The organism is Paenibacillus mesotrionivorans (genome assembly GCF_046098205.1).
Lineage (GTDB): Bacteria > Bacillota > Bacilli > Paenibacillales > NBRC-103111 > Paenibacillus_AR > Paenibacillus_AR mesotrionivorans.
In genome coordinates this window covers 416,341-440,116 of record NZ_JBJURJ010000003.1, presented here as the reverse complement: position 1 = coordinate 440,116, position 23,776 = coordinate 416,341, and the positions used below count along the sequence as shown (strand labels likewise).

24 protein-coding genes are annotated in these 23,776 nt (G+C 51.2%); 19 read left to right on the top strand and 5 right to left on the bottom strand.

What is annotated here, in order from left to right; all coding sequences use genetic code 11:
• The first annotated feature begins 140 nt into the window (after positions 1-140).
• From ACI1P1_RS06505 to ACI1P1_RS06465, 9 genes are all read left to right on the top strand, one after another.
• Positions 141-1,367 carry a M20 metallopeptidase family protein gene (locus ACI1P1_RS06505; protein ID WP_416215564.1) on the top strand — a complete coding sequence of 409 codons (1,227 nt, stop codon included), beginning with the start codon at positions 141-143 and terminating at the stop codon, positions 1,365-1,367.
• Between the two features lie 28 nt (positions 1,368-1,395).
• Complete coding sequence (locus ACI1P1_RS06500; RefSeq protein WP_416215563.1) at positions 1,396-2,235, top strand: enoyl-CoA hydratase/isomerase family protein; 840 nt, start codon at positions 1,396-1,398, stop codon at positions 2,233-2,235.
• A gap of 61 nt (positions 2,236-2,296) precedes the next feature.
• Positions 2,297-3,061, top strand: a complete 765-nt coding sequence (locus ACI1P1_RS06495; protein ID WP_416215562.1) for an enoyl-CoA hydratase/isomerase family protein — start codon at positions 2,297-2,299, stop codon at positions 3,059-3,061.
• Between the two features lie 22 nt (positions 3,062-3,083).
• Positions 3,084-4,289 (top strand): L-serine ammonia-lyase, iron-sulfur-dependent, subunit alpha, encoded by a 1,206-nt coding sequence (locus ACI1P1_RS06490; RefSeq protein ID WP_416215561.1) that lies wholly within the window; start codon positions 3,084-3,086, stop codon positions 4,287-4,289.
• A 94-nt stretch (positions 4,290-4,383) separates the two neighbouring features.
• The gene (locus ACI1P1_RS06485; RefSeq protein ID WP_416215560.1) at positions 4,384-4,731 is read left to right on the top strand and encodes a hypothetical protein; all 348 of its coding nucleotides are present in this window, start codon (positions 4,384-4,386) and stop codon (positions 4,729-4,731) included.
• 207 nt (positions 4,732-4,938) lie between these two features.
• On the top strand, positions 4,939-5,451 hold the full coding sequence (locus tag ACI1P1_RS06480; protein WP_416215559.1) for a MarR family transcriptional regulator: 513 nt from the start codon (positions 4,939-4,941) through the stop codon (positions 5,449-5,451).
• Positions 5,448-5,642, top strand: coding sequence for a hypothetical protein (locus tag ACI1P1_RS06475; protein WP_416215558.1), 195 nt, complete (start codon positions 5,448-5,450; stop codon positions 5,640-5,642). The genes ACI1P1_RS06480 and ACI1P1_RS06475 overlap by 4 nt, the downstream gene beginning before the upstream one ends.
• 401 nt (positions 5,643-6,043) lie before the next feature.
• A complete protein-coding gene (locus ACI1P1_RS06470; protein WP_416215557.1) occupies positions 6,044-6,598 on the top strand; it encodes a hypothetical protein in 555 nt (184 codons plus the stop codon).
• Positions 6,599-6,633: 35 nt separating this feature from the next.
• Complete coding sequence (locus tag ACI1P1_RS06465; RefSeq protein ID WP_416215556.1) at positions 6,634-8,019, top strand: SMI1/KNR4 family protein; 1,386 nt, start codon at positions 6,634-6,636, stop codon at positions 8,017-8,019.
• A gap of 76 nt (positions 8,020-8,095) precedes the next feature.
• Here the strand turns inward: ACI1P1_RS06465 and ACI1P1_RS06460 are convergent, their stop codons facing one another.
• On the bottom strand, positions 8,096-8,557 hold the full coding sequence (locus tag ACI1P1_RS06460) for a DUF6630 family protein (RefSeq protein WP_416215555.1): 462 nt from the start codon (positions 8,555-8,557) through the stop codon (positions 8,096-8,098).
• Positions 8,558-8,573: 16 nt separating this feature from the next.
• On the bottom strand, positions 8,574-9,539 hold the full coding sequence (locus ACI1P1_RS06455) for a hypothetical protein (protein ID WP_416215554.1): 966 nt from the start codon (positions 9,537-9,539) through the stop codon (positions 8,574-8,576).
• Between the two features lie 553 nt (positions 9,540-10,092).
• Here ACI1P1_RS06455 and ACI1P1_RS06450 point away from each other — a divergent pair.
• Positions 10,093-10,293 (top strand): DUF2188 domain-containing protein, encoded by a 201-nt coding sequence (locus ACI1P1_RS06450; protein WP_416215553.1) that lies wholly within the window; start codon positions 10,093-10,095, stop codon positions 10,291-10,293.
• 11 nt (positions 10,294-10,304) lie between these two features.
• Here ACI1P1_RS06450 and ACI1P1_RS06445 read toward each other — a convergent pair whose 3' ends face one another.
• Positions 10,305-11,729 carry an aminotransferase-like domain-containing protein gene (locus ACI1P1_RS06445; protein WP_416215552.1) on the bottom strand — a complete coding sequence of 475 codons (1,425 nt, stop codon included), beginning with the start codon at positions 11,727-11,729 and terminating at the stop codon, positions 10,305-10,307.
• A gap of 127 nt (positions 11,730-11,856) precedes the next feature.
• Between ACI1P1_RS06445 and ACI1P1_RS06440 the strand changes: the two genes are divergently transcribed.
• From ACI1P1_RS06440 to ACI1P1_RS06415, 6 genes are all read left to right on the top strand, one after another.
• Positions 11,857-12,840, top strand: coding sequence for a threonine ammonia-lyase (locus tag ACI1P1_RS06440; RefSeq protein WP_416215551.1), 984 nt, complete (start codon positions 11,857-11,859; stop codon positions 12,838-12,840).
• Between the two features lie 513 nt (positions 12,841-13,353).
• A complete protein-coding gene (locus ACI1P1_RS06435; protein ID WP_416215550.1) occupies positions 13,354-14,703 on the top strand; it encodes a citrate transporter in 1,350 nt (449 codons plus the stop codon).
• A gap of 81 nt (positions 14,704-14,784) precedes the next feature.
• On the top strand, positions 14,785-16,917 hold the full coding sequence (locus ACI1P1_RS06430; RefSeq protein WP_416215549.1) for a hydantoinase/oxoprolinase family protein: 2,133 nt from the start codon (positions 14,785-14,787) through the stop codon (positions 16,915-16,917).
• 241 nt (positions 16,918-17,158) lie between these two features.
• Positions 17,159-17,878, top strand: coding sequence for a hypothetical protein (locus ACI1P1_RS06425; protein WP_416215548.1), 720 nt, complete (start codon positions 17,159-17,161; stop codon positions 17,876-17,878).
• Positions 17,871-18,530, top strand: coding sequence for a GntR family transcriptional regulator (locus tag ACI1P1_RS06420; protein ID WP_416215547.1), 660 nt, complete (start codon positions 17,871-17,873; stop codon positions 18,528-18,530). The genes ACI1P1_RS06425 and ACI1P1_RS06420 overlap by 8 nt, the downstream gene beginning before the upstream one ends.
• Before the next feature lie 182 nt (positions 18,531-18,712).
• Positions 18,713-19,006, top strand: a complete 294-nt coding sequence (locus ACI1P1_RS06415) for a CGCGG family putative rSAM-modified RiPP protein (protein WP_416215546.1) — start codon at positions 18,713-18,715, stop codon at positions 19,004-19,006.
• 106 nt (positions 19,007-19,112) lie between these two features.
• Here ACI1P1_RS06415 and ACI1P1_RS06410 read toward each other — a convergent pair whose 3' ends face one another.
• Together ACI1P1_RS06410 and ilvB are read right to left on the bottom strand one after the other, a co-directional pair.
• A complete protein-coding gene (locus ACI1P1_RS06410) occupies positions 19,113-19,649 on the bottom strand; it encodes a flavin reductase family protein (RefSeq protein WP_416215545.1) in 537 nt (178 codons plus the stop codon).
• A gap of 22 nt (positions 19,650-19,671) precedes the next feature.
• Entirely contained in the window at positions 19,672-21,384 is a 1,713-nt protein-coding gene (gene ilvB / locus ACI1P1_RS06405) for a biosynthetic-type acetolactate synthase large subunit (protein ID WP_416215544.1), read from the bottom strand.
• 209 nt (positions 21,385-21,593) lie between these two features.
• Between ilvB and ACI1P1_RS06400 the strand changes: the two genes are divergently transcribed.
• The 3 genes from ACI1P1_RS06400 (at position 21,594) to ACI1P1_RS06390 (ending at position 23,718) form a co-directional block, all read left to right on the top strand.
• Positions 21,594-21,956: a DUF488 domain-containing protein gene (locus ACI1P1_RS06400; protein WP_416215543.1), complete on the top strand. Its 363-nt coding sequence runs from the start codon at positions 21,594-21,596 to the stop codon at positions 21,954-21,956.
• Positions 21,957-22,058: 102 nt separating this feature from the next.
• Complete coding sequence (locus tag ACI1P1_RS06395; protein WP_416215542.1) at positions 22,059-23,246, top strand: oxalate decarboxylase family bicupin; 1,188 nt, start codon at positions 22,059-22,061, stop codon at positions 23,244-23,246.
• Positions 23,247-23,376: 130 nt separating this feature from the next.
• Positions 23,377-23,718 (top strand): winged helix-turn-helix transcriptional regulator, encoded by a 342-nt coding sequence (locus ACI1P1_RS06390; protein ID WP_416215541.1) that lies wholly within the window; start codon positions 23,377-23,379, stop codon positions 23,716-23,718.
• Positions 23,719-23,776 lie beyond the last annotated feature (58 nt).

Below are 23,776 nucleotides of genomic sequence, written 5' to 3'. Positions count from 1 at the left end.
AATATTATTCTTAAAATGTCTTAATTTATCTTGACAGTAAATCGATTTGTAAGTACGATGAATTTGTTCCTAAAAAGTCTTAAAATAAGAAGGAGGAATGTTAACTCTGTTCCACGTTCATTCCATTTGTGTTTTGGGAGATGTTTATTGTGATTGAAAAAGCTGGAGACATTGTGGGTATGGCTTATGAGCTGCAGGAAAAATTAATGATGTACAGGCATCATCTTCATGCGGTTCCGGAGCTTGATTTACGTTTGCCCAGGACAACGGACTATGTAAAAGAGATGTTGGAGTCGATGGATCTGAAGCCTATTCGCGTAGGAGAATCTGGCCTAATGGTTACCATCGGCGGGCAACATGAAGGAAAGGTGATTCTTCTTCGCGCGGATATGGATGGCCTGCCGATTCAAGAAGAAACGGATCTGTCTTACGCATCGTTGAATGGAAACATGCATGCTTGCGGTCATGACATGCATACTTCCATGCTGCTGGGAGCTGCGGAGATCCTGAAGGCTAACGAAGAGCAGCTTCGCGGGACGGTTAAGCTTATGTTTCAGCCGGGTGAAGAGACTCTGCACGGAGCGAAAATGATGCTTGAGAATGGGATTCTCGACGATCCTAAGGTGGATGCAGCCATGATGCTTCACGTGTTGACCGGAATGCCAATTCCTATCGGGCAATTTGTAGTGCCCGAGACCGGTGGAGCGATTTCCGCTTCCTCGGACTGGTTCGAAATCATCATCCGCGGGAGGGGCGCACATGGTGCGATGCCTGAGGCCGCAGTAGACCCATTAAATGTGGCTGCTCATCTTTATCTGGCGCTGCAGGGAATTGTAAGCCGTGAAATATCGCCAATGGAGAATGCAGTTCTTACCATTGGCGTGATGGAAGGCGGAAGTACAAACAATGTGATTCCCGATACGGCCCGAATGAAAGGCAGTGTACGCACATTTAACGCCGCATTGCGGGATACAATGGAAACCCGCATCCATGACATTTCTGCAGGTATTGGAGAAACCTTTCAGGCAAAGGTGGAGGTGATCTATACCAGGGGTTGTCCTGAGGTGAAAACGGACAGCGGGCTTAACCGGCAAATGAGAACGACGATTACAAACAACTTTGGCACGAATTCCTTAATCGGTATAACTCAATTGATACCCGGTGGTAAATTAATGGGATCGGAAGACTTTGCCTTTGTATCACAAGCGGTGCCAAGTACCTCAGTGTTTCTTAACGCAGGTAATACCGAAGAAGGTTATCGTTATCCTGTACACCATCCAAAGACAATGTTCTCGGATGAGGTGCTGTATAAAGGAGCTGCGGCTTATGCTACTTTCGCCAGAGATTGGCTTGAAGGTAATAGTTAAGTTTTAAACCAAACTAGGAGGTATTGAAATGACGGAGAGACGTATGATTGGACCGACTAAATTTGAAGAGTACTCGGAGAAATACAAGGAATTTCTATTAATGACCCGTCGTGACGGAATCATCGAAGTGCGGCTGCACACCGACGGAGGACCGTACAAGCATTCCTGGGAAGCTCATACGGCATGGTCCCATGCATGGTCAGATATTGGCCGCGACCCTGAGAACGAGGTTATGATTATTTCTGGAACAGGGGATAAATGGGTAATCGGGGATCCGGAGGTCTGGAATACGAAATTTATGGATTGGCCGAAGCAAAAGAAGCTTGAACAGTATCATGAATCGCTGAGACTGCTTGAGAATTTGATCTTCTGCATTGACATCCCGACCATCGGGGCGGTCAACGGGCCGGGAACGCACTGTGAGCTTGCAACGCTTTGTGATATCACCATTTGTACAGAAGACGCGGACTTTTTTGATCCGCATTATCTGGGAGGCACACCTCCCGGAGATGGAATGCTGCTTACACTGCAGAACATGATCGGTTTCAAGAAAGCAGCATACTACGCATACACCGGCAAGAATATCAATGGTCAAACCGCCTTGGACCTGGGTATCGTTAGTGAAGTCCTGCCCCGCGAAGAGCTTCTTCCCCGGGCATGGGAGCTGGCGGAGATGATTATGCAGGCACCGCGTTCAACTAGACATTTGTCCCATTCCATTATTTCCCGTCCATGGAAGCAAGCTTTGGTGAGTGATCAAGGGTTCCAGCTTGCCCACCAAATGTACGACATGGCCATTGATGAAGAAGGAGCTCTGGAGCGGCTGAAGAAAATGCAAGGACGTCTAATGGGCAAAGATGCTCAATAGACAGATGGCGGGACCTACGCGATTCGAAGAATACTCGGAGAAGTACAAGGACTTATTTTCCATGACCCGCCGTAATGGCATCCTCGAAGTGCGCATGCACACTAATGGGGGAACGTTACAATTCGACTGGCCGGTCCAAACAGCATATGGTCATGTATGGTCAGATATTGGCCGTGATCCTGAGAATGAGGTGATGATCCTTACAGGGACAGGAGAGTTGTGGCAGATTGGTAATCCTGAGGTCTGGACAACCAAATTCATAGATTGGCCGAATAGCCGGAAAGTGGAAATGTACCATGAGTCACTCCGAATGGTTGAAAATATGATTCATTGCTTCGACATCCCCACTATTGGGGTGTTCAATGGCACAGGCTCACACTGGCAGCTGGGGACACTTTGTGATATTACCCTTTGTGCGGAGGACACAGCGTTTTTCGATGCCCATTATCTGGGCGGTGTACCGCCTGGAGATGGAATTGTCTTAACCCTGCAAAAGATATTGGGAACCAAGAATGCGGCCATTCACGCATACACGGGGATGAACATTGATGCCGAAGCGGCATTAAACCTCGGTCTGGTCAGTGAGGTGCTGCCTCGTGAACAGCTTCTTCCCCGTGCGTGGGAGCTGGCAGAGATGATCATGCAGGCCCCCCGCTCTGTAAGACATCTTACACATTCGATTGCAGCACACCCGTGGAAAAAAGCTCTTGCCCATGATCAGGGTCTCCAACTCACTCACCAATTGGTTGACATGGCCATGGATGAAGAGGGTATTCATGAAAGGCTGATGAAAATCAAGGAACGCTTTCAGAGGAATGGGCGGTAGCCAGAAAGGATGTATGGGTGCTATGAGATCGTTGACTGAACTCTATAAGATTGGCAGTGGGCCATCCAGCTCCCATACTATGGGGCCGGAGAAAGCGGCCAGAATCTTCAAATCTGAAAATGATGACGCAGATCAATTTAAGGCATTGATTTATGGTTCTCTTGCCAAAACAGGCAGAGGTCATATGACGGACAAGGCTATTATTAGAGCACTGTCACCCGTTCGGACCGAGATTCAATTTGTTCCACAAGCCGATTTTGTTCTGCCCCATCCCAATACCATGGACTTGTTCGCTTACAAAGACGGGCGGCAAACCACATCCATGCGTGCTGTCAGTATCGGCGGCGGTGATATCGTTATTGAGGGACGGGAGGAGACGCTTGGGCCTGAGGTCTACCCGGAGAACAGCTTCGCAGCAATCAGTACCCTTTGTAAAGCGAATCATATCCGCCTAAGCGATTATGTGGAGCAGTGTGAAGGCAAACAGATCTGGGGTTTTCTCCAAGGAATCTGGGAAACGATGAAGCGTTCCATCGATGAAGGACTTTCCGTCACAGGTATTCTGGAGGGTGGTCTCCAGGTTGAACGCAAGGCGAAATATCTTCAACAGCAGCATATGGATGAGAGCCCGGAGACGAGGGAGAACAGGATCGTCAGCGCTTACGCATTCGCCGTCAATGAACAGAATGCCGCCGCGGGCACAGTCGTAACGGCTCCGACCTGCGGGGCAAGCGGTGTCGTGCCGGCTGCGCTTCGTTATATGCAGGAAAAGATGCAGGTCCCGGATGAGCAGGTACTTCGTGCTCTGGCCGTTGGCGGGCTCATTGGCAATCTGGTCAAGCAGAACGCCTCCATCAGCGGTGCTCAGTGTGGCTGCCAGGCGGAGGTTGGCACGGCTTGCTCTATGGCATCGGCTGCACTGGCAGAACTGTCTGGTATGGAGATCGACCAGATTGAATATGCGGCGGAGGTTGCCATGGAGCACCACTTGGGGTTAACCTGTGATCCGATTAACGGTCTTGTTCAGATCCCTTGCATTGAGCGTAATGCTGTGGGTGCGATGCGGGCGATCAATGCGCTGAGCCTGGCCAAGTTCTTGTCTGGTACCCGTAAGATTTCTTTTGATCTGGTTGTGCAGACCATGTATGAGACAGGCCTGGATATGAACAGTCGTTACCGCGAAACTTCTGAGGGCGGGCTCGCCAAGCTTTACAGAATGGACAGTTAAATGCTACGATTGAAGAACGTCCCTAGCTGTTGTTGACAGAAGGGATGTTCTTTTGTGGAATAATGTAGCTTCCCATGAACAGGAGGTGGGGCATTTGAGTCCTGGTATGAGGTGGCCAGCCTTTTTCTTATCCATACTGGGTATTGGGTTAAGCTTCTTTTTTCTGTTTGCTAACCCTTACAGTGAGCAGGAGGTATCCAGCAGCACAACAGTGATTGTGGTCCTCATGCTCCTATTACCTTCAGGCGTTATGGCCATTTCAATCTGGCTTGGCCTTCGCTTGCTTATGACCATTTCTTTGGTCTGGCTGGCGCCCTATTCCCTCTATCTCTCCATTGCTTCCATTCCAAGCATTTGGAGCTTATTTTTTCCGATCCTATTGGTTCAATTCGTCGCTACCCTTTTATCTTTCAGACGCAAAAAAAGCGAAGGGGCTGTCTAAAAAGTCACCGTACGAGTCCTCTCGGCGGCATATCGCAAAAAGTCCATGAAGGTGTACACTGTACATCATTGTGGACTTTTTTATTATATCGTTAAAATGATATTGATAATCATTATCAATTATGTTATGATTTTTTTGTTCAGTCTTGAACAAAATTACAGCATAGGCTCTGAGTCTTAAATGCTCAAGAGAGGGGCGAATATACATTTGGAATTTCAAAAGCATCTTAAAGGTCATCTTTATGAGCAATATATCAGAATGCTGCACTTGAATGAATTGTATACGGAGCATGAAAGTAACTTGTTTCGGGAGCAAGCCCAAAAGCATCAGATTGACATGCTTTCCAATAATATTACGAGTGTACACGTTATGGATTGTATCGGTGATCATGAGCCGATCAACCACACGGGGATTGTAAGGAAAATGAAATTATCCAAAGGCAACGTTACAAATATTACCTCCAAGCTGTTGGAGATGGATTTTATTAGAAGAAGCCAATTGAATAACAACCGTAAGGAGATTTATTTTAGTTTAACGGATAAGGGAAGACAGGTTTATCATCTGCATCAAAAGATGCACAAAGAAAAAGAGGAAAAGTTTTATCAATTCATTGAATCCTATACGGAAGCTGAACTGCAGACGATTGGGAAATTTATAAGTGATTTGGTGGCCCGTGTTGAAACCTATTACGGACAGGAAGTACGGGGTGTGCTCCAATGAAGGAAAAAAAACTGGAAACCTCAGAATTAGATCGAATCATTCGCGAGAAAAAGAGGGTTCAATTCTACCTTCATATGCTGTTAGGATTAAGCGCAGGTTGCGGTGTAATGATACCGACAGATGCCATTTATACACTTTTGGAGGAGCTTTCAGCACAAGAAGCCTCGCTTATACAAAAGGGAGGAAACTAATAGTATGGGGGGACGGCCCGTCGCCTCTCAGGGTATTCAAAGTTTCGGAATTTTAGTTAGATCCTCACAGGAGCGGGAAATGCTTTTCCGGTCATGACCTGGGAGATATGGTGGGTGCTTAGAAACCATAACAAGCACACTATTAGGTTACGGACAAAATGCCAACGGTTAACCTGGCCATCGTTAATGTGACAACTGGTGAGATCATGGATGTAATGGCTAACATTACGGAAGGAAGCAGATATGAGCGCTGAAGCAAGTGAGGCTTAGGGGCAGGCAGCCGGAGATATAATAGAACAGAGAAATGCAAGCTGCACTCCTCAGGATATAGAGGGGAGTGCTTTTTGCTATAATAGAGTTGAATAACCAGAGGCAGAATCCGATGAAGGGAAGGACTGGATATGTATATGAATGAACCGGCTGTTCAGCTTATTGCCATGTTGGGCCAGCCTTATCATCCCAAGCTCGTTCAAGCCTTGCTGCAGCCTTATGGCGTCAAGCGGATGCCGGCACCCAGCAGTTATTTCAATGATGACATCATCTGGTGCGTGAAGGCGTCCATACGTATGGATATTTACCGTGCTCCCAAACTGAATGAGCTGACCGGACTCGAGTATACGAATTCCGGTGAATGGATCATCGGCGCAGTCCACTTTCTTGCCCCGGGTTCGGACGACCGGATCAAAACGCCTTATCCCGGTATCTTGCCTGAGGGGATAACGATGAGCTCTGCCCCGGAGGAGCCGATTGCAGCGTACGGCCCGCCACAATTGGATGAAGAATGCGAGTGGCCCGGATTCACGGGTCGTATTATCGCATGGCGCAAGCCGGGGATTAATATCGCCTTAGAGTATGCGGACCAAGGTGAAGATAGAGTGCTGAGAAGCTACACGGCCTGCTTAATCGGCTGCATCGGCGCCTGGAGGAACGATAACCCGGAGGTTTTTGCTCCTTAAAAAAGGGAAAAACGGATATATAACGGAGGAATACCATGTTTACAAAATGGGTAGAGGCGTGGAACGAAGTGCTGAATAAGGTCCGCGAGCAGGGAGGAGATATTCAGGAGCTGGAGCTGGAGCCGCCTGCTCTACCGGAGGAGCTTCATGATAAGGAGCAGGAGCTGGGAGTGCTCATCCCTGCTTCATTAAGAGAACTGCTGGCGGAGCATACCCGCAAGCTGTACTTCAGATGGTCGCTGCCTGACGAGGCCATTCTGCCGGAGGAGTTCAAGGAGATTTTCTCCGGAGAATTGGGCTGGAGCCTGGAGGAACTGGAGTATTGGCAGGAGGACAGCGCCGAAGCAAGCGGATGTGAGGGGCTTGCAGGCATGATGGTTTTCGGACAGGCCGGCAATGGGGATATGCTGGCACTGGATATGAATCAGGAAGCAGCGGGAGAACCACCTGTGGTTTATTGGGAGCACGAGACGGACGAGGTACGCCTCCTTGCTCCAAGCTTTCAGGAGTATGTGAAGCGAATGACGGAGCTGTCCTGCATCGGCTCTGAGCTGTGGCAGTACGAGGCGTTCCTGGGACCGGACGGTCTGGATACGGGTTCGGCGCAGGCACGGCGGTGGAAAGACTGGTTTGCCACGTTCCAAAGTCTACAGATTGAGGAGGCGTCACGCACGCTGGATTCGCTGTTCACTTATATCAAGTATCACGGGGCAGTGAGAGCCCGGGAAACGGAGGGGCTCCGCCGATTCCCGGCTGCGGATGTATTCCGGCTGGTCCTGCAGCAGCTGCCGGAAAGCACACCGGACGAGAGGATCGCGCTCAGCCGGATTGTCGGGGAAGGACTGGGAAGCTATGCAGCTCAATGGGTGCGCGGGCTTTGGGAGGAGTCAGAGCCGCTTCTGACAGCAGAGACACGCTCATACCTGACGGTCCGCTGCTTGCCCTTGGAGGAGGGCTGCCGCCGGGTGATGACATTTTTGGAGCAGGAAACGGACGGCAAAATGAGCGGGTACGATGCTTTTGAGCATTTGGCGCCCTTCCAGCACCGCAGCGTAATCGGATGGATGGAGGAATACAGCCGCTTACCCGCTGCTGAGGGCTGGTCCCGATTATATGCTTATTCCCGCCCGGACTGGGCGGATGTGAAACAATGGGCGGGTGGCGATATGCGGCAGAGGCTGACTCTCCTGCAGGCTTTGGACGATATGCTTCGGGAGCAGCAGCATGACACAATTCCAGCTTATGGGTGGTACACGCTTAAGCCGATTAAGGTCTGCGGTGTGCCCAGCCGGGAGGCATTCGTTCAGTTCCTGGAGAAGCTGTATGAGGAAGAGCCGCTGCGGACAAAAAAGGCGCTTCTGCGTCAGATTATCGAGCATGTGGACGAGATTATGGAAGGGGAACTCCCAGAACAGGAATAATTCGTGGAGGTTTACAGGCAGATGGAAGGGCAGCCGCTTCTCCTCCATTAAGGGAAGGGCTGCCATTTTTAACCTTTTACTCGTAAAAATATTGAATACATCTTTCCCCGGGCGGGATCGACTCGTCGTCAAAGAGCTCGGTTCCGGTTAATTTTTCCTTGTTCTCCAAACGGGAGATAAACAGGATGTAGAAGTCGCTGAATGAGGGCAAGACGAATAAACCATACCCTTTAGTGAATAAGCATGCATTGGCCGCTTTGATTTTATCCGGGAAAAAATCGTATTCATACTCCCCAAGCTCCTCGAGTTCGTCCTCTGTTGCCAGCTCTATGTTGTGGGTTTCCTCATAATCAATAATAAAATTGACGATTTCATTGCCTTCCTCACCCTTATAATCAATAAACAGAAAGATACCCAAAGAATGCGCTTCTTTCAGGAAATCATCATAAAAGTCAGGATTGTCGCGATCCTCCAGCACAAATTCTACCTCATCCTTGTTTTCAAGCAAAATCATTAGGATTTCTTCATCGATTAACATAGGAATGCTCCCCTTTCTACTCCTCAAAAAGTGTATCGTCATACCGGTTCAGAGCATACTTGGGGTAATGCTTGCGATGATAACCGTCGATCTGCACCAGCAGAGGGTCCTTCTGCGGATAGGGCTCAGGAGCTTCAAATGTCATCTTCGCTTCAGCTGTGTTCATCAAGAGCTCCTCGTATTGTTCGGGAACCGGCAGCCCTTGCTTCTGCCTGACATGAATCAGAAACAAGATTTCATACGGATAAAAGCCGTACCTGTAGTCGCCAAATTCAATCGAATTGCCTAAATCGGAGGCCAGCTCCGAATGGTAGGCAATCATGCTGCCAATCAAATCGGCAGCCGCCTTCTCATCTGCAGTGGACCAGCTTGCCAATACCTCTGAATAAATGCCCAGGTCATCTGGTATTAATTCATATCTCCGTTCTGCGGCTTCTAATTTTTCCCTGACGGTTCTATGTACATGCTGATTTATGCCCCATAGGGTCTTGTTTCGGTATTGGAGGTAGAGCTCCAGCAAAAACCAGACATGCTTGTTCCAATCATTCGCCTTCATTATTTTCCCGTCAAGATGCTCTGCAATAAAGTCGAACAGGATTTGCTCTTCCTTCTCCCATCCAAACATTGTAAAATGAATCAGGGCTGCGACGACATCACTAAATGCGTAATCGGGAATGCCGAGTTCATACAGTTCCTGAGTGATGCACTGATAAAATGTGGACATATACATCAGTTTGAGGGCTTCACTCCGATTCCTGTTTTGGAGCAATACATCCTCCTTCCATGTTCGCGAATAGTACGTATAAATCGTGCCCAGATCGATTGACAAGATATAATCCTTTTCCGTGTTATCCGATTCGATGATGTCTGTAATTTCACTTATAATGTCTGCATAATTCTCTTTAGACCTTTGAATTAAATTTCCCTTTATATAATTATTTGTATATTTTTTATAAGCCAATGAAACCTTCTTTGGATTCACGATATGCCCTCCTTGAACAGGTTTTTCCACCCCCTTAGTTTAAACCTTTCCTTCGACACGAACTACCCAATATTTTAGGAATATTCGTATATTTTGTTGATATTTCGTCTGAAATGGTACGGAAATGAAATTTGACCCGTAACCTGGGTTACGAGCCAAATGAAGGGGCGATTTAGATTTCTTCAAATTGAGGGTTTAACAGAAGGTCGGGAAAACCTCCTCCGGAACAAAATCGGTGGTGGGTGTATAGTGCTTTTCTACTTGAAAAAAAGGGGATTTCCGAAGGTTTATTGATTCCGTATTACCCGATTTTTATCGTTCTTATCGCGATAGGGGCTTTTATCATGATTCAAATTACCACCTTGTAGTCCTCCTACGGTCTGCTGGTGAACAATGAGCAATATATCACACGAAGAAATAACGGGTTTTGGAGACAGCTTAAGAGGAAGCTGCATGACTAAAGCCTAGGGGCTGGGTTCGCGGCCTTGCAATCCGGGTAATGAACTAAGGAACGTACCACTCCGCTTCCCGCGGCACAGGAGGAGGAAGGATTATGCCTTGGACCAAAGACGATTACCCGGATTCCCTGAAGAATTTCATGGCACCCGTCCGCAACAAAGCCATCGATATTGCCAACGCCCTGCTGGAGGAAGGATATGATGAAGGCAGAGCCATATCCATCGCCACCGCCAAGGCGAAGGAATGGGGCGAAAACCACGATAAGCAGATCCGTAAGAAATCTGCGGAAGATTGAGGAAGATGGAATCAGACGATAAAATCCGGTTCCTCCGGCAGGCTGCCCGGATGCTGAAGCAAGCTCTGTACAATGCGCAAGCCCTTCTCCAGCTCGTGATGATCCTCCGGGGAGGAGATAGCCAGCCGGACGAAGGACTGGCCTGAGGTTTCGCCTACGGCGAAGCGATCGGAGGAGAACAGGTGCACACCCGCAGCTTGGGCAAGCTTCTCGAAGAGGAGTCCGTTCTGCGTACCCGGAAGAGGCAGCCACCGGAAAAATCCGGCTCCGCGCTGCTTCGGTTGTATATCTCCATTCCCCAAAATTTCATCACAGAGCTGGTTCCGTATCCGGGCCAGCTCTGTTTTTTGCTGGACGATCAGCTGGGCGGTGCCATTGTGAATCAGCTCGGCTATAACCTCCGTATTGAGCGACGAGGTTTTGAGATTAATGTTGTAGATGCCGCTGATGAGCGGTGTCCGGAAACGCGGGGCACATGCCATAAAGGCCACCCGCAGGCCTGCACAGACGGATTTGGAGGTGCTGCAGATATACACGGTATGGTCGGGAGCCAATTGGAAAAACGGGACACAGTCCGGCGGAGCCAAAAAGGCATACACCTCATCCTCAATCACGGTAAGGCTGCGGGTGTTGATGATCCGGGCCAGCTCCTCACGCCGCAGTGCAGGCATGGTGATATTGGTGGGGTTGCTGAAGCAGGGCATCAGATACACACCTGCGAGCTTATGGGATGTACAGGCGGCTTCCAGGGCATCGGGAAGCATCCCGGAGGTGTCCCCGGCAATTGGGACAAGCTGGATGTTTAGCATGTTGGCCAAGCTGATAAAGTTCGGATGGGTAAACATGTCGGTGGCGATTTTGTCGCCGGGTTTAAACAAGGAAACCAGGGCCACGGTCAGGGCGTTCTGAGCGCCGGAGGCAATGAGAATATGATCCATGTCTGCTTTTACCCCGGACCCGGCCAGCCATTTTTGGGCGTTTTGCTTTTGGTAAGGGGTACCCAACGGGTGGCTGTACTCCAGAAGGGCTTCGGCCCCGTTTTTTTTGGTGAGGGCGCTTATGGTTTCCAGAACGATGGAGTTGGTATTATAAAAAGGCTTGATGACGCCCATTTCGATAACAGGGGAAAGCTGGCTGTGATTTTCTACCACGTTGGGCAGGTTGATGTTGGGGGAGACAAAGGTGCCTTTGCCCACGCTGGCATAGATCAGCCCCTTCAGCTCGCAGACCTTGTACGCCCGGGTGACTGTGCTCAGATTCAGGTCCAGGAAATCCGCCAGCTCCCGTTGGGGAGGCAGCAGGGTGTTCGGTGGAAGCAGCCCGGAGGTGATGTCCTGCTCCAGCAGACTGGCGATGGACGCGTAAAGCGGAGGGCTTAACCGGGCCCGGTCGGGCTTCCAGGACATGGGATAATCTTCGAAGGAATTGACGGGCATGGGCAGGACTCCTCACTAAAATTGTATTCCATACAATTATACCATTGAAACTGAAACACCACATGATAAAGTAGAATTATTATATATATTGTATGGATTGTATGGTAAACAAAGAGGAGGAACCCTTATGACGACGATCAATACTATGTCCATGGTATCCATCAAAGAGGTGCTCCGGGCGGAGCAGGTGGTATACCGTTCCATCCGTCCTACTCCCCTTTTGGCATATAAAAGCTTGTCCAAGCTTACAGGTGCGGACATTTATGTAAAGCATGAGAATCATTTGCCGGGCGGCAGCTTCAAGATCCGCGGCGGGCTCAATGTGATGCATCACCTGAAGCAGGCGGGCACGGCGGGGGTTATTACCTTCTCTATGGGCAATCACGGGATTTCCATTGCCACAGCTGCCTCCATGACGGGAATTGAAGCCACTGTGGTGGTGCCCAAGGGAAACAATCCGGAGAAGAACCGTCGTATCCGCGAAGCAGGGGCTAATCTGGTAGAGGCCGGAGATTGCTTCGAGGAAGCGGCGGCAGTCTGCCTCCAGCTTCAGCAGGAGAAGAATCTCTATTGTATCCACGCGGCTAACGAGCCTCATCTTATCAATGGAGTGGGGACCTGCTTTACGGAAATCCTGCGGGAGCTTCCCGATGTGGATGCCTTGATCGTGCCTATCGGGGGCGGCAGCGAGCTGGCGGCGGCCGTGACGGTGTGCAAGGCTATGAATCCGGCGGTAGAGATTTATGCGGTCCAAGCCGAGCTGGCCCAGGGTGCGTACCTGTCCTGGAAGGCCGGAACCATCCTCCAGTCGCCCAGCACCACCTTTGCAGGAGGGATCGCAACCGGGGGGGCGTACGAGCTTCCTTTTGGCATCTACAAGGATCATCTCACCGATTTTGTGCTGTTGACCGAGGATGAGATCAAGCAGGGCATGTACCTGGCCTTGGCCCATACCAACCAGGTGGCGGAAGGGGCGGGAGCCGTTGCCCTGATGGCCGCCGTTAAATTGGGCAGCCGGCTGGCCGGCAAAAAGGTAGCCGTGCAGATGAGCGGCGGCAACGAAAGCCTGGACTGTATCCGGGAAGTCCTGAGTATACATGCGGGCTCTTAGAGTCGCCCTCGCTTTCTGTCCGTGGCGGCGGCTGACTATGTTTCTAACGGCGGTGAGAGCCCCTATTTGACCCCAAAACCAGGGGGGCGGATATCTAACGGAAGCAGGAGCCCTTATTGAACGGAAATAGTACATGTGATGGGGGAATGAGCCCCAATAGAGGCTGTGGCCGCCGTTACATTTTTTAAAGGGGCATTTTCGCTGAAATAAGGGCTTTCCCCGCCGTTAGAATCGGATCCCGGTTTAATGGACCATCGCCAGAAACGAACATGCCGGATCCATCTTCTCCATTCCGCTTGGCAGGTGCGGTGCCCCGCATTACTATGGCGAAAAGCATGTATAAAAGGGCAATTTGACAGCAGCCGTTCCTTCGAAATTGTCGGGGAACGGCTGTTTTTTGTGCATTATGAAAGCGGTTAAAAAATATATTGACGGCAAATAACTAACATGTTAGTATCGGTGTGTAGCATGTTAGACAACCAACATGTTGATCAATTAAAGGGAGGAAATTGTGTGGATGTTACGAATGTTGTAATCGGTTTCATCATGATTTTATCGTTTTTCGGTTTGGTGTGGTATTGCGTAAAGGGTTATAACCTCATGGTAGGTTTTTTTGTAATGTCGGTCCTCTGGACAACGATTGCCTTGATCGGCAACAGTATTCACCCCACTTCCGTTATGGAAGGCAAATCACTGATCGACGTTTTGACCAACGTATTTCAGACAGGGCCGGAGAATTACGGCAAGGCCATTCTGGTCAACATCTTCTTCGGCGCCTTCTTCGGCAGGGTGCTCATTGACACAGGTATTGCAGCTACGCTGATCCGGAAGGTAGTCGAGCTGGGCGGGGATAAACCCCGGGTGACCATGTCCCTCTTATGTATCGTCACCGCCATAATCTTCACCTCCATGACAGGCATCGGGCCGGTTATCTCCATCGCAGTAATTGTATTGCCGATTATGCTTTCGCTGGGTATTCCCGCTCCGATTGCACTCTTCTCCTTTATGGGATCGATTATGGCCGGTATCTTCGGGAATATCGTCAACTTCAAGCAGTACCAGGCGATTTTTGCAACAGCCGAAAAAAGCTATGCCAGCTATGATTACAACGCTTATTTTAACTTCGGGATGATCGGTATGGGTGTTTCCCTGCTGGTTGTGCTGGTTGTGGCCAACCTCTTCATGAACCGCAAGAAGCTGACCCGTGCATGGGCGGCAACTGCGGATGAGGGCTCCACCAAGGATGCCCCGGCTATTTCGTGGATTTCCATCATTCTGCCGGTTGTTGGCGTGGTGGTGTTCAAGGTGCCGATTATCTTCGGCTTTATCTTCTCCTCGCTGTTCGCCTTGCTGACCTGCGGAAAGCTGAAGGGTGGCTTCAGCAATGTGTCCCGGATGCTCTCCAAACAATTTTCCGACGGGGCCATCGATGTTGCGCCTATGATCGGCTTCCTGTTGACTCTGTCCATGTTTAATAACGCGGCAACCTATGCCTCACCGTACTTCAAAACCCTGCTGAACGGTGTAATGCCTACCTCGGCGCTTCTCTTGTGTATCGTGTTTGCTGTATTAACACCGCTGGGCTTCTTCCGTGGCCCGATGAACCTGGTAGGCTCCGGCTCGGCGATCCTGGCTGTAGTGGTATCCACGGCCGCATGGCCCGTGCAGTTCCTCTATCCGTTGTTCGCCATTACTACCGTTGCGCCTCAGCATTTGGACGTTACTCAATCCTGGGTTGCGTGGGGCTTCGGCTACACGAAGGTGCCTGCAAGAGATTATATGAAGATGTCCATTCCTACAGGCTGGATTATCGGAATTATTCTGTGCGCCATCGTATTTTTTATGTACGGTAGTCTGGTTTAAGCTTACGCGTTTACCTGACCGGCTTTTGCACTTGTGTAAAAGCCGGTCATTCCACCATTACAAAAGAATCGGAGGACGACCATGAGTAAATCGGTTAGAGTGGGAATAGATGTAGGAGGAACACATACAAAAGCAGTGGCCATCGACAATGAAACACAGGAGATTATCGGCAAATCGTCGGTAAAAACCACACATGATGATCCCAAGGGTGTGGCTGCGGGGGTTGTCAAATGCTTTCAAAACTGTCTGAAGGAAAATAATATCGAAGCCAAAGATGTGGTATTTGTTGCCCACAGTACCACCCAAGCTACGAACGCTTTAATTGAAGGGGATATTGCCCAGGTTGGGATTATCGGCATGAGCAAGGGCGGCCTGGAAGGCTTTTTTGCCAAAAGACAAACGAAGCTGCAAAATATAGATTTGGGTAACGGCAAGGAAATCAAGATTTTCAACAGCTTTATCAATATCAAGAAGATGACCGATGCTTCCGTCCTGGATGTCATTAATGACCTTGTGAAGCAGGGAGCCCAGGTCATTGTGCCGTCCATGGCCTTTGGTGTGGACAACGGCAGACCGGAAGCAGTCGTTTATGAAAAAGCGGAGAAAAAAGGGATCCCGACCACCATGGCCTCGGATATAACAAAGCTGTATGGGCTGACCCGACGGACCAGAACGGCAGCGATCAATGCCAGTATTCTGCCGAAGATGCTGGATACGGCGAACTCCACAGAGCGTTCTGTCAGGGAAGCCGGCGTCCATGTTCCGCTGATGATTATGAGAGGCGACGGCGGCGTTATGGAAATCAGCGAGATGAAGAAACGTCCCGTGCTCACCATGCTGTCCGGACCGGCGGCATCCGTTATGGGCTCCTTGATGTATCTGAGAGCATCCAACGGTGTATATTTCGAAGTGGGCGGCACCACAACCAATATCGGGGTTATCAAAAACGGCCGTCCGGCTATTGACTATTCCATCGTCGGCGGTCACCCTACTTATGTGAATTCCCTGGATGTGCGGGTGCTGGGTGTAGCCGGAGGCTCTATGGTCCGTGCCAACAAAAGCGGCATTGTGGATGTGGGCCCGCGTTCAGCACACATCGCTGGGTTGGATTATTCCGTATTTACCGAACCTGGGCGGATTAAAGGACCCCAGGTGGAGTTTTTCTCTCCCAAGCCGGGTGATCCTGCCGATTATGTGGCCATTCGTATGGAAAACGGCGACCGGGTGACCATCACCAACTCCTGTGCGGCCAATGTGCTGGGGTTGGTCAAGCAGGAGCATTTCTCCTACGGCAATGTGGAAGCCGCCCGGAAAGCCATGCAGGCTTTGGCCGACTATTGCGGTACCACCGCCGAGGATATTGCGAAGCAAATTATGGAGAAGGCATACGCCAAGATTGAACCGGTTATTCTGTCCCTGGCCGAGAAGTACAAGCTGGAGAAGGATCAGATTTCCCTGGTTGGCGTTGGCGGGGGCGCCGCTTCCCTAATTATATATTTTGCCGAAAAAATGGGGTTGAAGTATAGTATTCCTGAAAATGCGGAAGTTATTTCATCTATCGGCGTGGCGTTGTCCATGGTGCGGGATGTGGTGGAACGGATTATTCCTTCCCCGACTAAGGAAATGATCGGCGCGCTGAAGGTGGAGGCCATGAATAAGGCCATCCAAAGCGGAGCAACGCCGGAGAGCATCGAAATCCACATTGATATTGACCCGCAGACCTCCAAGGTGACCGCCATCGCCACCGGCTCTACCGAGGTGAAAACCAACGAACTGCTGAAGGAATGTACGGATGAGGAGCTCCGGCAGCTGGCGGCCAACGATATGCGGATTTCCGTGGAGCAGACCCGGCTTTTGGAGAAGACCAAATATGTGTCCATCTACGGGGAGCAAAACAGCAAGGCGGGAGATGCCGGGGCTATTCGGATTCTCGACACCAAGGGTTTCATCAAGGTGCAGCGTGGCCGGGGGATGGCCATCAAAACCACGGCAGGCGATTACCTCGATGCCGTGAAGAAGCTGTGGGAAAGTATGGCGGTGTATCAAACCGAGCTGATTGCCCGGCCTGACTTCTATCTGTGTCTGGGCGCGCGGATTATGGACTTCTCGGCCTCCGATTTCGAGCAGCTGGAGCTGCTGATGGATATTGAGGTATCCACCTTCGAGCCGGATACGCAGATTATCGTGGTGGCGGCCAATATTAAGCAGAGCTAGAGGGTTGTCCGGTGTAATAGTGGTAAGCAAATATTCGGGTGCGACACTCACTTCCGGGAAAGGGATGTCTTGGATGCTCAAACACGTTTTGGCGGCCTTGATTGGATTAGAATTTTAAGGTTTCAAAGCCGCCAAAAAACTCGCCCTCAAGCCATCCTTTCCCTCCCGTTCCTATCGCAGAATATTAGCTTACCAACGCAGCCGAGTAGTCTTCTAATCTCGGGTTTTTTATGAGGAAGGAATGAAAGCTATGCAGGAGCAGGGGCAAATCACGCTGAGAGACATGATTCATCAATTACTGCAGGTGGATGATGAAACCTGGGGACGGTATGCATTTTCCAGAGAACTTCTCAAAAAACGCATTTTACCGGACCAGCAGAACGCGATGATAGCCAAGGCAACCGCATGCGGCAAGGAATATGCCAGGCGGATCATTCACCAGCATGGCACTGCGGATGCGGCTGAAATCGCCGGAAAGCTGGAGCTGAAGGTGGAGTTCCGGGATGTATCCATGGTGGGAAAACGGGTTTTGTTCGCTTCTTTTGCCCCTCCGGATCAAATCATCATCATGCAGGAGCCTGTGGATCAGGCGGTCCGTCTGACGGCTGCGGAAGACCCCGGGATAGTTGAACTTTTTACACAAAAGGGTATAATAAATACTATCTTGGGGCATGAATTGTTTCATTTTGTAGAAGAACAATTCGAGCAGGAAATTTATACCCGCACAGAGAAAATATGTTTATGGAATTTTCTGGGGTGGAAAAATGTCTCTACAATACGTACCCTGAGCGAAATTGGAGCAATGGCATTTACACGGGAACTGAACGGACTTGAATATTCTCCTTTTGTGCTGGATGTTCTTCTGTATTATGGCTATGATGCTGCTAGTGCCCACAAAATATTTCGTGATGTTCTGGAAGTGAGCTCAGGAAGGTGTAGGGAAACCGTGGATTATGAATAACACGAATTCGTTAAATGATGTCACATACAACCAGATCCGGGAAGATATTATGAATATGACGCTGGAGCCGGGTACGGACGTCAGTGTGCCGAAGCTCTCTGAACGCTACGGAGTCAGCCGGACACCTGTGCGGGAAGCCGTGGTGCGCCTTCAGCAGTCAGGTTTGGTGGAGATCTACCCCAAACGCAAAACCGTGGTCTCCAAGATTGACCTGCAGCGGGTCCGGGAGGAGTGGTTTATCCGGACGTCGCTGGAAACGGCCGTTGTGGATGAATTCATCCTCAAGTGCAGCGAGCTGGTGGCGGATACCATGCAGGAGCTGATCAGCAAGCAGAAGAAGTATACCGACAAGAAGAATTTCTTCGAATTTTTTTGCAAGGACAACCGGTTTCACCAGCTTATCTTCGAGACGGCGGGACAGGAATTGTCCTGGTTCACCATTGAAGAAGTGACCTCTCATTATAACCGGGTCCGGCTGCTGTACGGCAAAATGTACGGGGCCGAGCAGTCCCACATGGACTGTCACATGCGGATGGTGGCTGCGATCCGGAAGCGGGATGCAGGCGCTATGAGAAGCATTGTGGCGGAGCACTCCAATAGTCTGCTGGAGCAGGTGCAGGGGATGGCCAAGCAATACCCGCAATTTTTCTAAAATTATACGGAACCGACCGCCAGGGTGTATGCCTGGCGGTTTTTTTACGTATTGCGGCGTCAGGGCAAATCTCTGCAGCGTGAGCCGAATCACAAAAGAAAGCGGCAGATGTGCTAAAATGGCAGCACGAAGGCAGGTTTTTGCCGGAACCCGAATAGTGTGAGGGAATGGAGGAATGAGAAATGAAAGAGATTCCGTTGAATGCCATGCATAAAGGGGACTGGTCCTTAAATCTGGAGGAGGAGTATGGGCCCGGGGAAGAGGCGGAGATGCTGGAGTCCTCGATAGAGGCGGTGACCCAAACCAAATACGAGCACTATGTGAACATTATTACACCGGGTGAAATGGGCAATCCTGAGGAATGGTTCATTTCCCGGCTGGAAGGGTTGTTGGCAGAGAAGGAACTGCCGGTGGAGAAGGTGGTGTATGTGGGAGAATGCGGCTGCGGCGGGTATATCACCCGTGTGTGCCGGTAGATGCAGGGAACATAATAAAGGCGGTTTGCCGTCAGGTAATCGGAACAAGCAGGATTGCCCGGCGGCACAACCGGCCAGCGGATAAGAGAGGTTCGTATGGGGCGATTTATACGGTGAATTTGAAGCCCTTTGTTTTGCCGTCCCCGTAATAATGGATAGGATCAAGCCTGGAGAGCTCTAGTCCGCCCTCTGCCGACAGATAACCTTCATCTGCACAGCGTCCTTTGATTTCAGCCATGAGATTGGTTAACCCGCCGAAATGATCGCTTTCAATGACATCCTTCAGGGTGCATTCGATAGCAATGGGACATTCCCCGACAATGGGGGCGTTCACTACAGAGGATTTGACCGGAGTTAGCATGGCCAGATCGAATTTGTTGGCGTCGCGTCCGCTGTGAGAGCCGCAGATGCCGATTTCCTGCTCCATGGTGCGCATGGGCAGGTTAATCACGAAGTCCTTCACTTCTTTAATCTGCTGGGCGGCGAAGCCCTTGCTGCTGAGACCCACCATCATCATATTCTTCAAGGTGTAGGTGGAGGAGACGGTGGTCACATTGGGAACGCCGTTCTGATCATAAAAGCTGATCAACACCACCGGAAATCCGTAATACAGCTTTTCGAGATTCACACTTATCTTTTCCATAGGGAATTCTCCTTCAATTCTGTTATTCATGCTCGATGGTCTGGCTGGCATCTCCGCCTGGGGGAATCATGGGATACACATTCATTTCCTCGGTCACATCAAATTCCAGCACGGCCACTCCCGGCTGGGCCCATGCTTCACGGATAATGGACTCCGCCTCGGAGCGGGTACGGGCATAATAGCCACGGGCGCCGAAGGTGCGGGCCAGCGCCGCGAAATCGGGGGAAGAGATTTTGACGGAGGAGTAGCGTTTATCATGAAAGAGCTGCTGCCATTGTCTGACCATACCCAGGTAGCCGTTTTTAAGGATCACGATTTTTAGATCCAGATCATAATCGACTGCGGTCATCAGCTCCTGAATATTCATCTGGATGCTGCCGTCGCCGCTTATGCAAACCACGGGTCGCCCGATACCGGCTGAGGCCGCGCCGATGGCTGCCGGCAAGCCGAAGCCCATGGTGCCGAGGCCGCCGGAGGACAGGAAGGAACGGGGCCGGGTGAACGGATAATGATGGGCCGTCCAGATCTGATGCTGCCCCACGTCAGTTGCCACCACCGCCTCACCGGAGGATTGGGCATGAATCATCCGGATGACCTCCTGGGGCTGCAGCAGCCCTTCTCCCTTGGTGGACAGGGCGGGAATCCGCCGGGAAAAAGACTGCACCTGCTTGTTCCACTCCTCCCAAGAACCGGTTAATCCGCCGGCCAGCAGATGAGAGAACACGTCCTGGACAGAGCCGTGAACGGCCACATTCACAGGGACATTCTTGTTCAGCTCCGATTCGTCGAGATCCACCTGGATTTTGTACGAGTGGGGGGAAAACGCCTTGGGATTGCCGGATACCCGGTCGCTAAAGCGCACACCCAGGCAAAGCAGCACATCCGCTTGCTGGATGGCATTATTGGCGGCCACGGTGCCGTGCATTCCTACCATGCCCAAGTGCAGCGGATGACCGGTGGGGAAGGCTCCCAGCCCCATGAAAGTGGAGGCAACCGGAATGTTGGCTTGTCCGGCTAATGTGAGGAGCTGCCCGGAGGCCACTTCGGACATACAGCCGCCTCCTGTGAGCAGAACAGGCCGCTTCGCCTGGGCAAGCTTCTCGAATACATGCTGTAGGGTTTCCTCGGGAATGACCGTATCGGGCTTGTAGCCCTTCAGCTGGGGAACGGCGGAAAGCTCCACCGGTTCGTTCCGGCTGGGGGCAGGACCCTGCATGATGTTCTTGGGCAAATCGATGAGCACCGGTCCGGGGCGGCCCGTGGTGGCCAGATGAAAGGCGCTTTTGATGATTCTCGGCAGCTCGGCCGCATCCATAACCATGAAATTATGCTTGGTAATGGGCATCGTCATCCCGTAGATGTCCACTTCCTGAAAGCTGTCCAATCCGATCAAGTGGGTGGAAACCTGTCCCGTCAACACGATAAGCGGCACAGAGTCCATATACGCTGTGGCAATTCCGGTTATGGCGTTGGTGGCGCCAGGACCGCTGGTTACCAGGGCGATGCCGGGTTTGCCGGTTACCCGCGCAAAACCGTCGGCCGCATGTACCGCAGCCTGTTCATGGCGGACCAGGATATGCCGGAGGGATGGGCAATCGTACAGCGCATCGTAGATGGGGAGCACAGCGCCTCCCGGATAACCGAATACCGTGGTTGCCCCCTGCTCAAGCAATAAGTCAATCAACAATTCAGCCCCTGTCAAAAAAACACACCTCCTATTTCCTATAGCCATCATGGTGCTTGAGCAAGCGGCACCATGGAGGATGATTCATCGTAGAAGGCCCTCAAACCGGCTGTGCCGGTTTCGAGGCTTCCATAACATCATCCGGCCTTCGGCGTGGACCATGTTATTCCAGTAAGATTAGCGCAAAAAAATGGCTGAACTTGTGATTGGCATCACAGAATTATGAGATTGCAAATATACCGGATGGGAATGGTTGGACCATGCTTCAGATTAAAAGGATTTATGAGAAGCCGTCCGAAGAGGACGGCAAACGGATATTGGTGGACAGACTGTGGCCCCGGGGCGTGACGCGGGAAGCGGCGGCATTGTATGCCTGGATGAAGGAAATCGCCCCCTCCGCGGATTTACGGAAAAGCTTCAATCACCGGCCGGAGAAATTCGATGAATTTACCCGGTTGTACAGGGAGGAGTTAGAGAGCGAAGACAGGAAGGACGAGCTGGAGCGGTTAGGCAGGATACTCCGCAGCGGACCAGTGACCCTTGTTTATGCAGCTAAGGATACAAAGTGTAACCATGCCTTGGTGCTGAAGCAATTTTTGGAGGAAAACATGAACCTTATCTAAAAGGCAGGACTTGCAGCTCGGAGCGTCCGGTATAATCCGCTTCCGCCACGCATATACATTGCGGCAGACATGATTCGATAATGAGGTGGGAAAGTGGATCAAATGACAAGCCGTTTACCGCCGTCCGAGCATATTCCCCAGCCCATCCGGGAGGGCGGCTTCGGGAACGTTGACTGTGGGCCAAGGGATCTGATGCGGGACCGCCAGAATCCGGATATGCTGGTACCTCCGGCCACAGATGCGGGACTCATCCCCAATTTGCGCTTCTCCTTTTCCGATACCCATATGCAGCTGAATCAGGGAGGCTGGTCCAGGGAGATCACCATCCGGGAGCTGCCGGTGGCGACGACTCTGGCCGGTGTAAATATGAGTCTGACCCCCGGGGGAGTCCGGGAGCTTCATTGGCACCAGCAGGCGGAATGGTCCTATATGCTGCTCGGCCATGCCCGAATCACTGCTGTTGACCAGAACGGAACTAATTTTATTGCCGATGTGGGGCCGGGTGATCTCTGGTATTTCCCTCCAGGTATTCCCCATTCCATTCAGGGGCTGGAGGACGGCTGCGAATTTTTGCTGGTATTTGATGACGGGCACTTCTCCGATCTGAATACCTTGTCCATCTCCGACTGGTTCGCCCATACGCCCAAGGATGTGCTGTCCGCCAACTTCGGGGTGCCGATGGAGGCCTTTGCCCGGATTCCCGACGGCCAGGTCTATATTTATCAGGATCAGGTGCCCGGTCCCATCGACTCCCAAAAGGTTCAGTCCCCGTATGGTACAGTGCCTCAAAGTTTCACCTACAAACTGCTGGCTCAGCCTCCCATCGCCCTGCCCGGGGGCAGTGTGCGGATTGTGGATTCCAGCGTGTTCCCGGTTTCCCGGACCATCGCCGCGGCACTGGTGGAAATCAAACCCGGCGCCATGCGTGAGCTGCATTGGCATCCCAACAATGACGAATGGCAGTATTATCTCACCGGCCAGGGACGCATGACCGTTTTCGCCGGCAATGGAGCAGCCCGAACCTTTGATTTCCGGGCGGGGGATGTGGGTTACGTGCCCTTTGCCCAGGGGCATTACGTGCAGAATACCGGCGATGAAACCCTCTGGTTTCTGGAAATGTTCAAAAGCGACCGGTTCCAGGATGTGTCCCTGAACCAGTGGATGGCCTTAACCCCGAAGGAACTGGTGGCGGGCAACCTGAATGTTGGTCCTGAGGTGCTGGATGCGCTGCGGAAGGAAAAATGGCCGGTGGTCACCTACCCCGGATTTGCCTATTACCCCAAACCTTAACGTTCATGTAAGCGGGAGGACAGATTTGCGGCAGCCGTGAGTGCGGCCGCAAATCTGTTTTTTGTGCAAAAAACTTACTTTTGTAAAGCGACTATGGTAAAATAAAGTTAACAAAAGGAGTTGATGCTAAATGTCGAATCCCCATACATTATGTCCGAAGTTTGAGGCTGCTTTTGAGCTCCTGGGCAAACGTTGGACGGGCCTGATTATCCAGGTGCTGCTAAGCGGTCCCAAGCGCTTTAAGGATTTGTCCGACATTATCCCCGGAATGAGCGACCGGATGCTGTCGGAGCGCTTCAAGGAGCTGGAGGCCGCGGGCATTATTATCCGCCACGTGTACCCCGAGACCCCGGTACGGATCGAATATGAGCTGACGGAAAAAGGCAAGGGCCTGGAGTTTGCCATGAAGGAAGTCCAGGAATGGGCGGAAAAATGGGCAGGGCATGATGAATGCCCGCCGCAGGAAGCATAATACAGAAAAATAGAGCCGCGGATAGGCGCAAGAGGATTAATCGCGAGGGAGATACGCA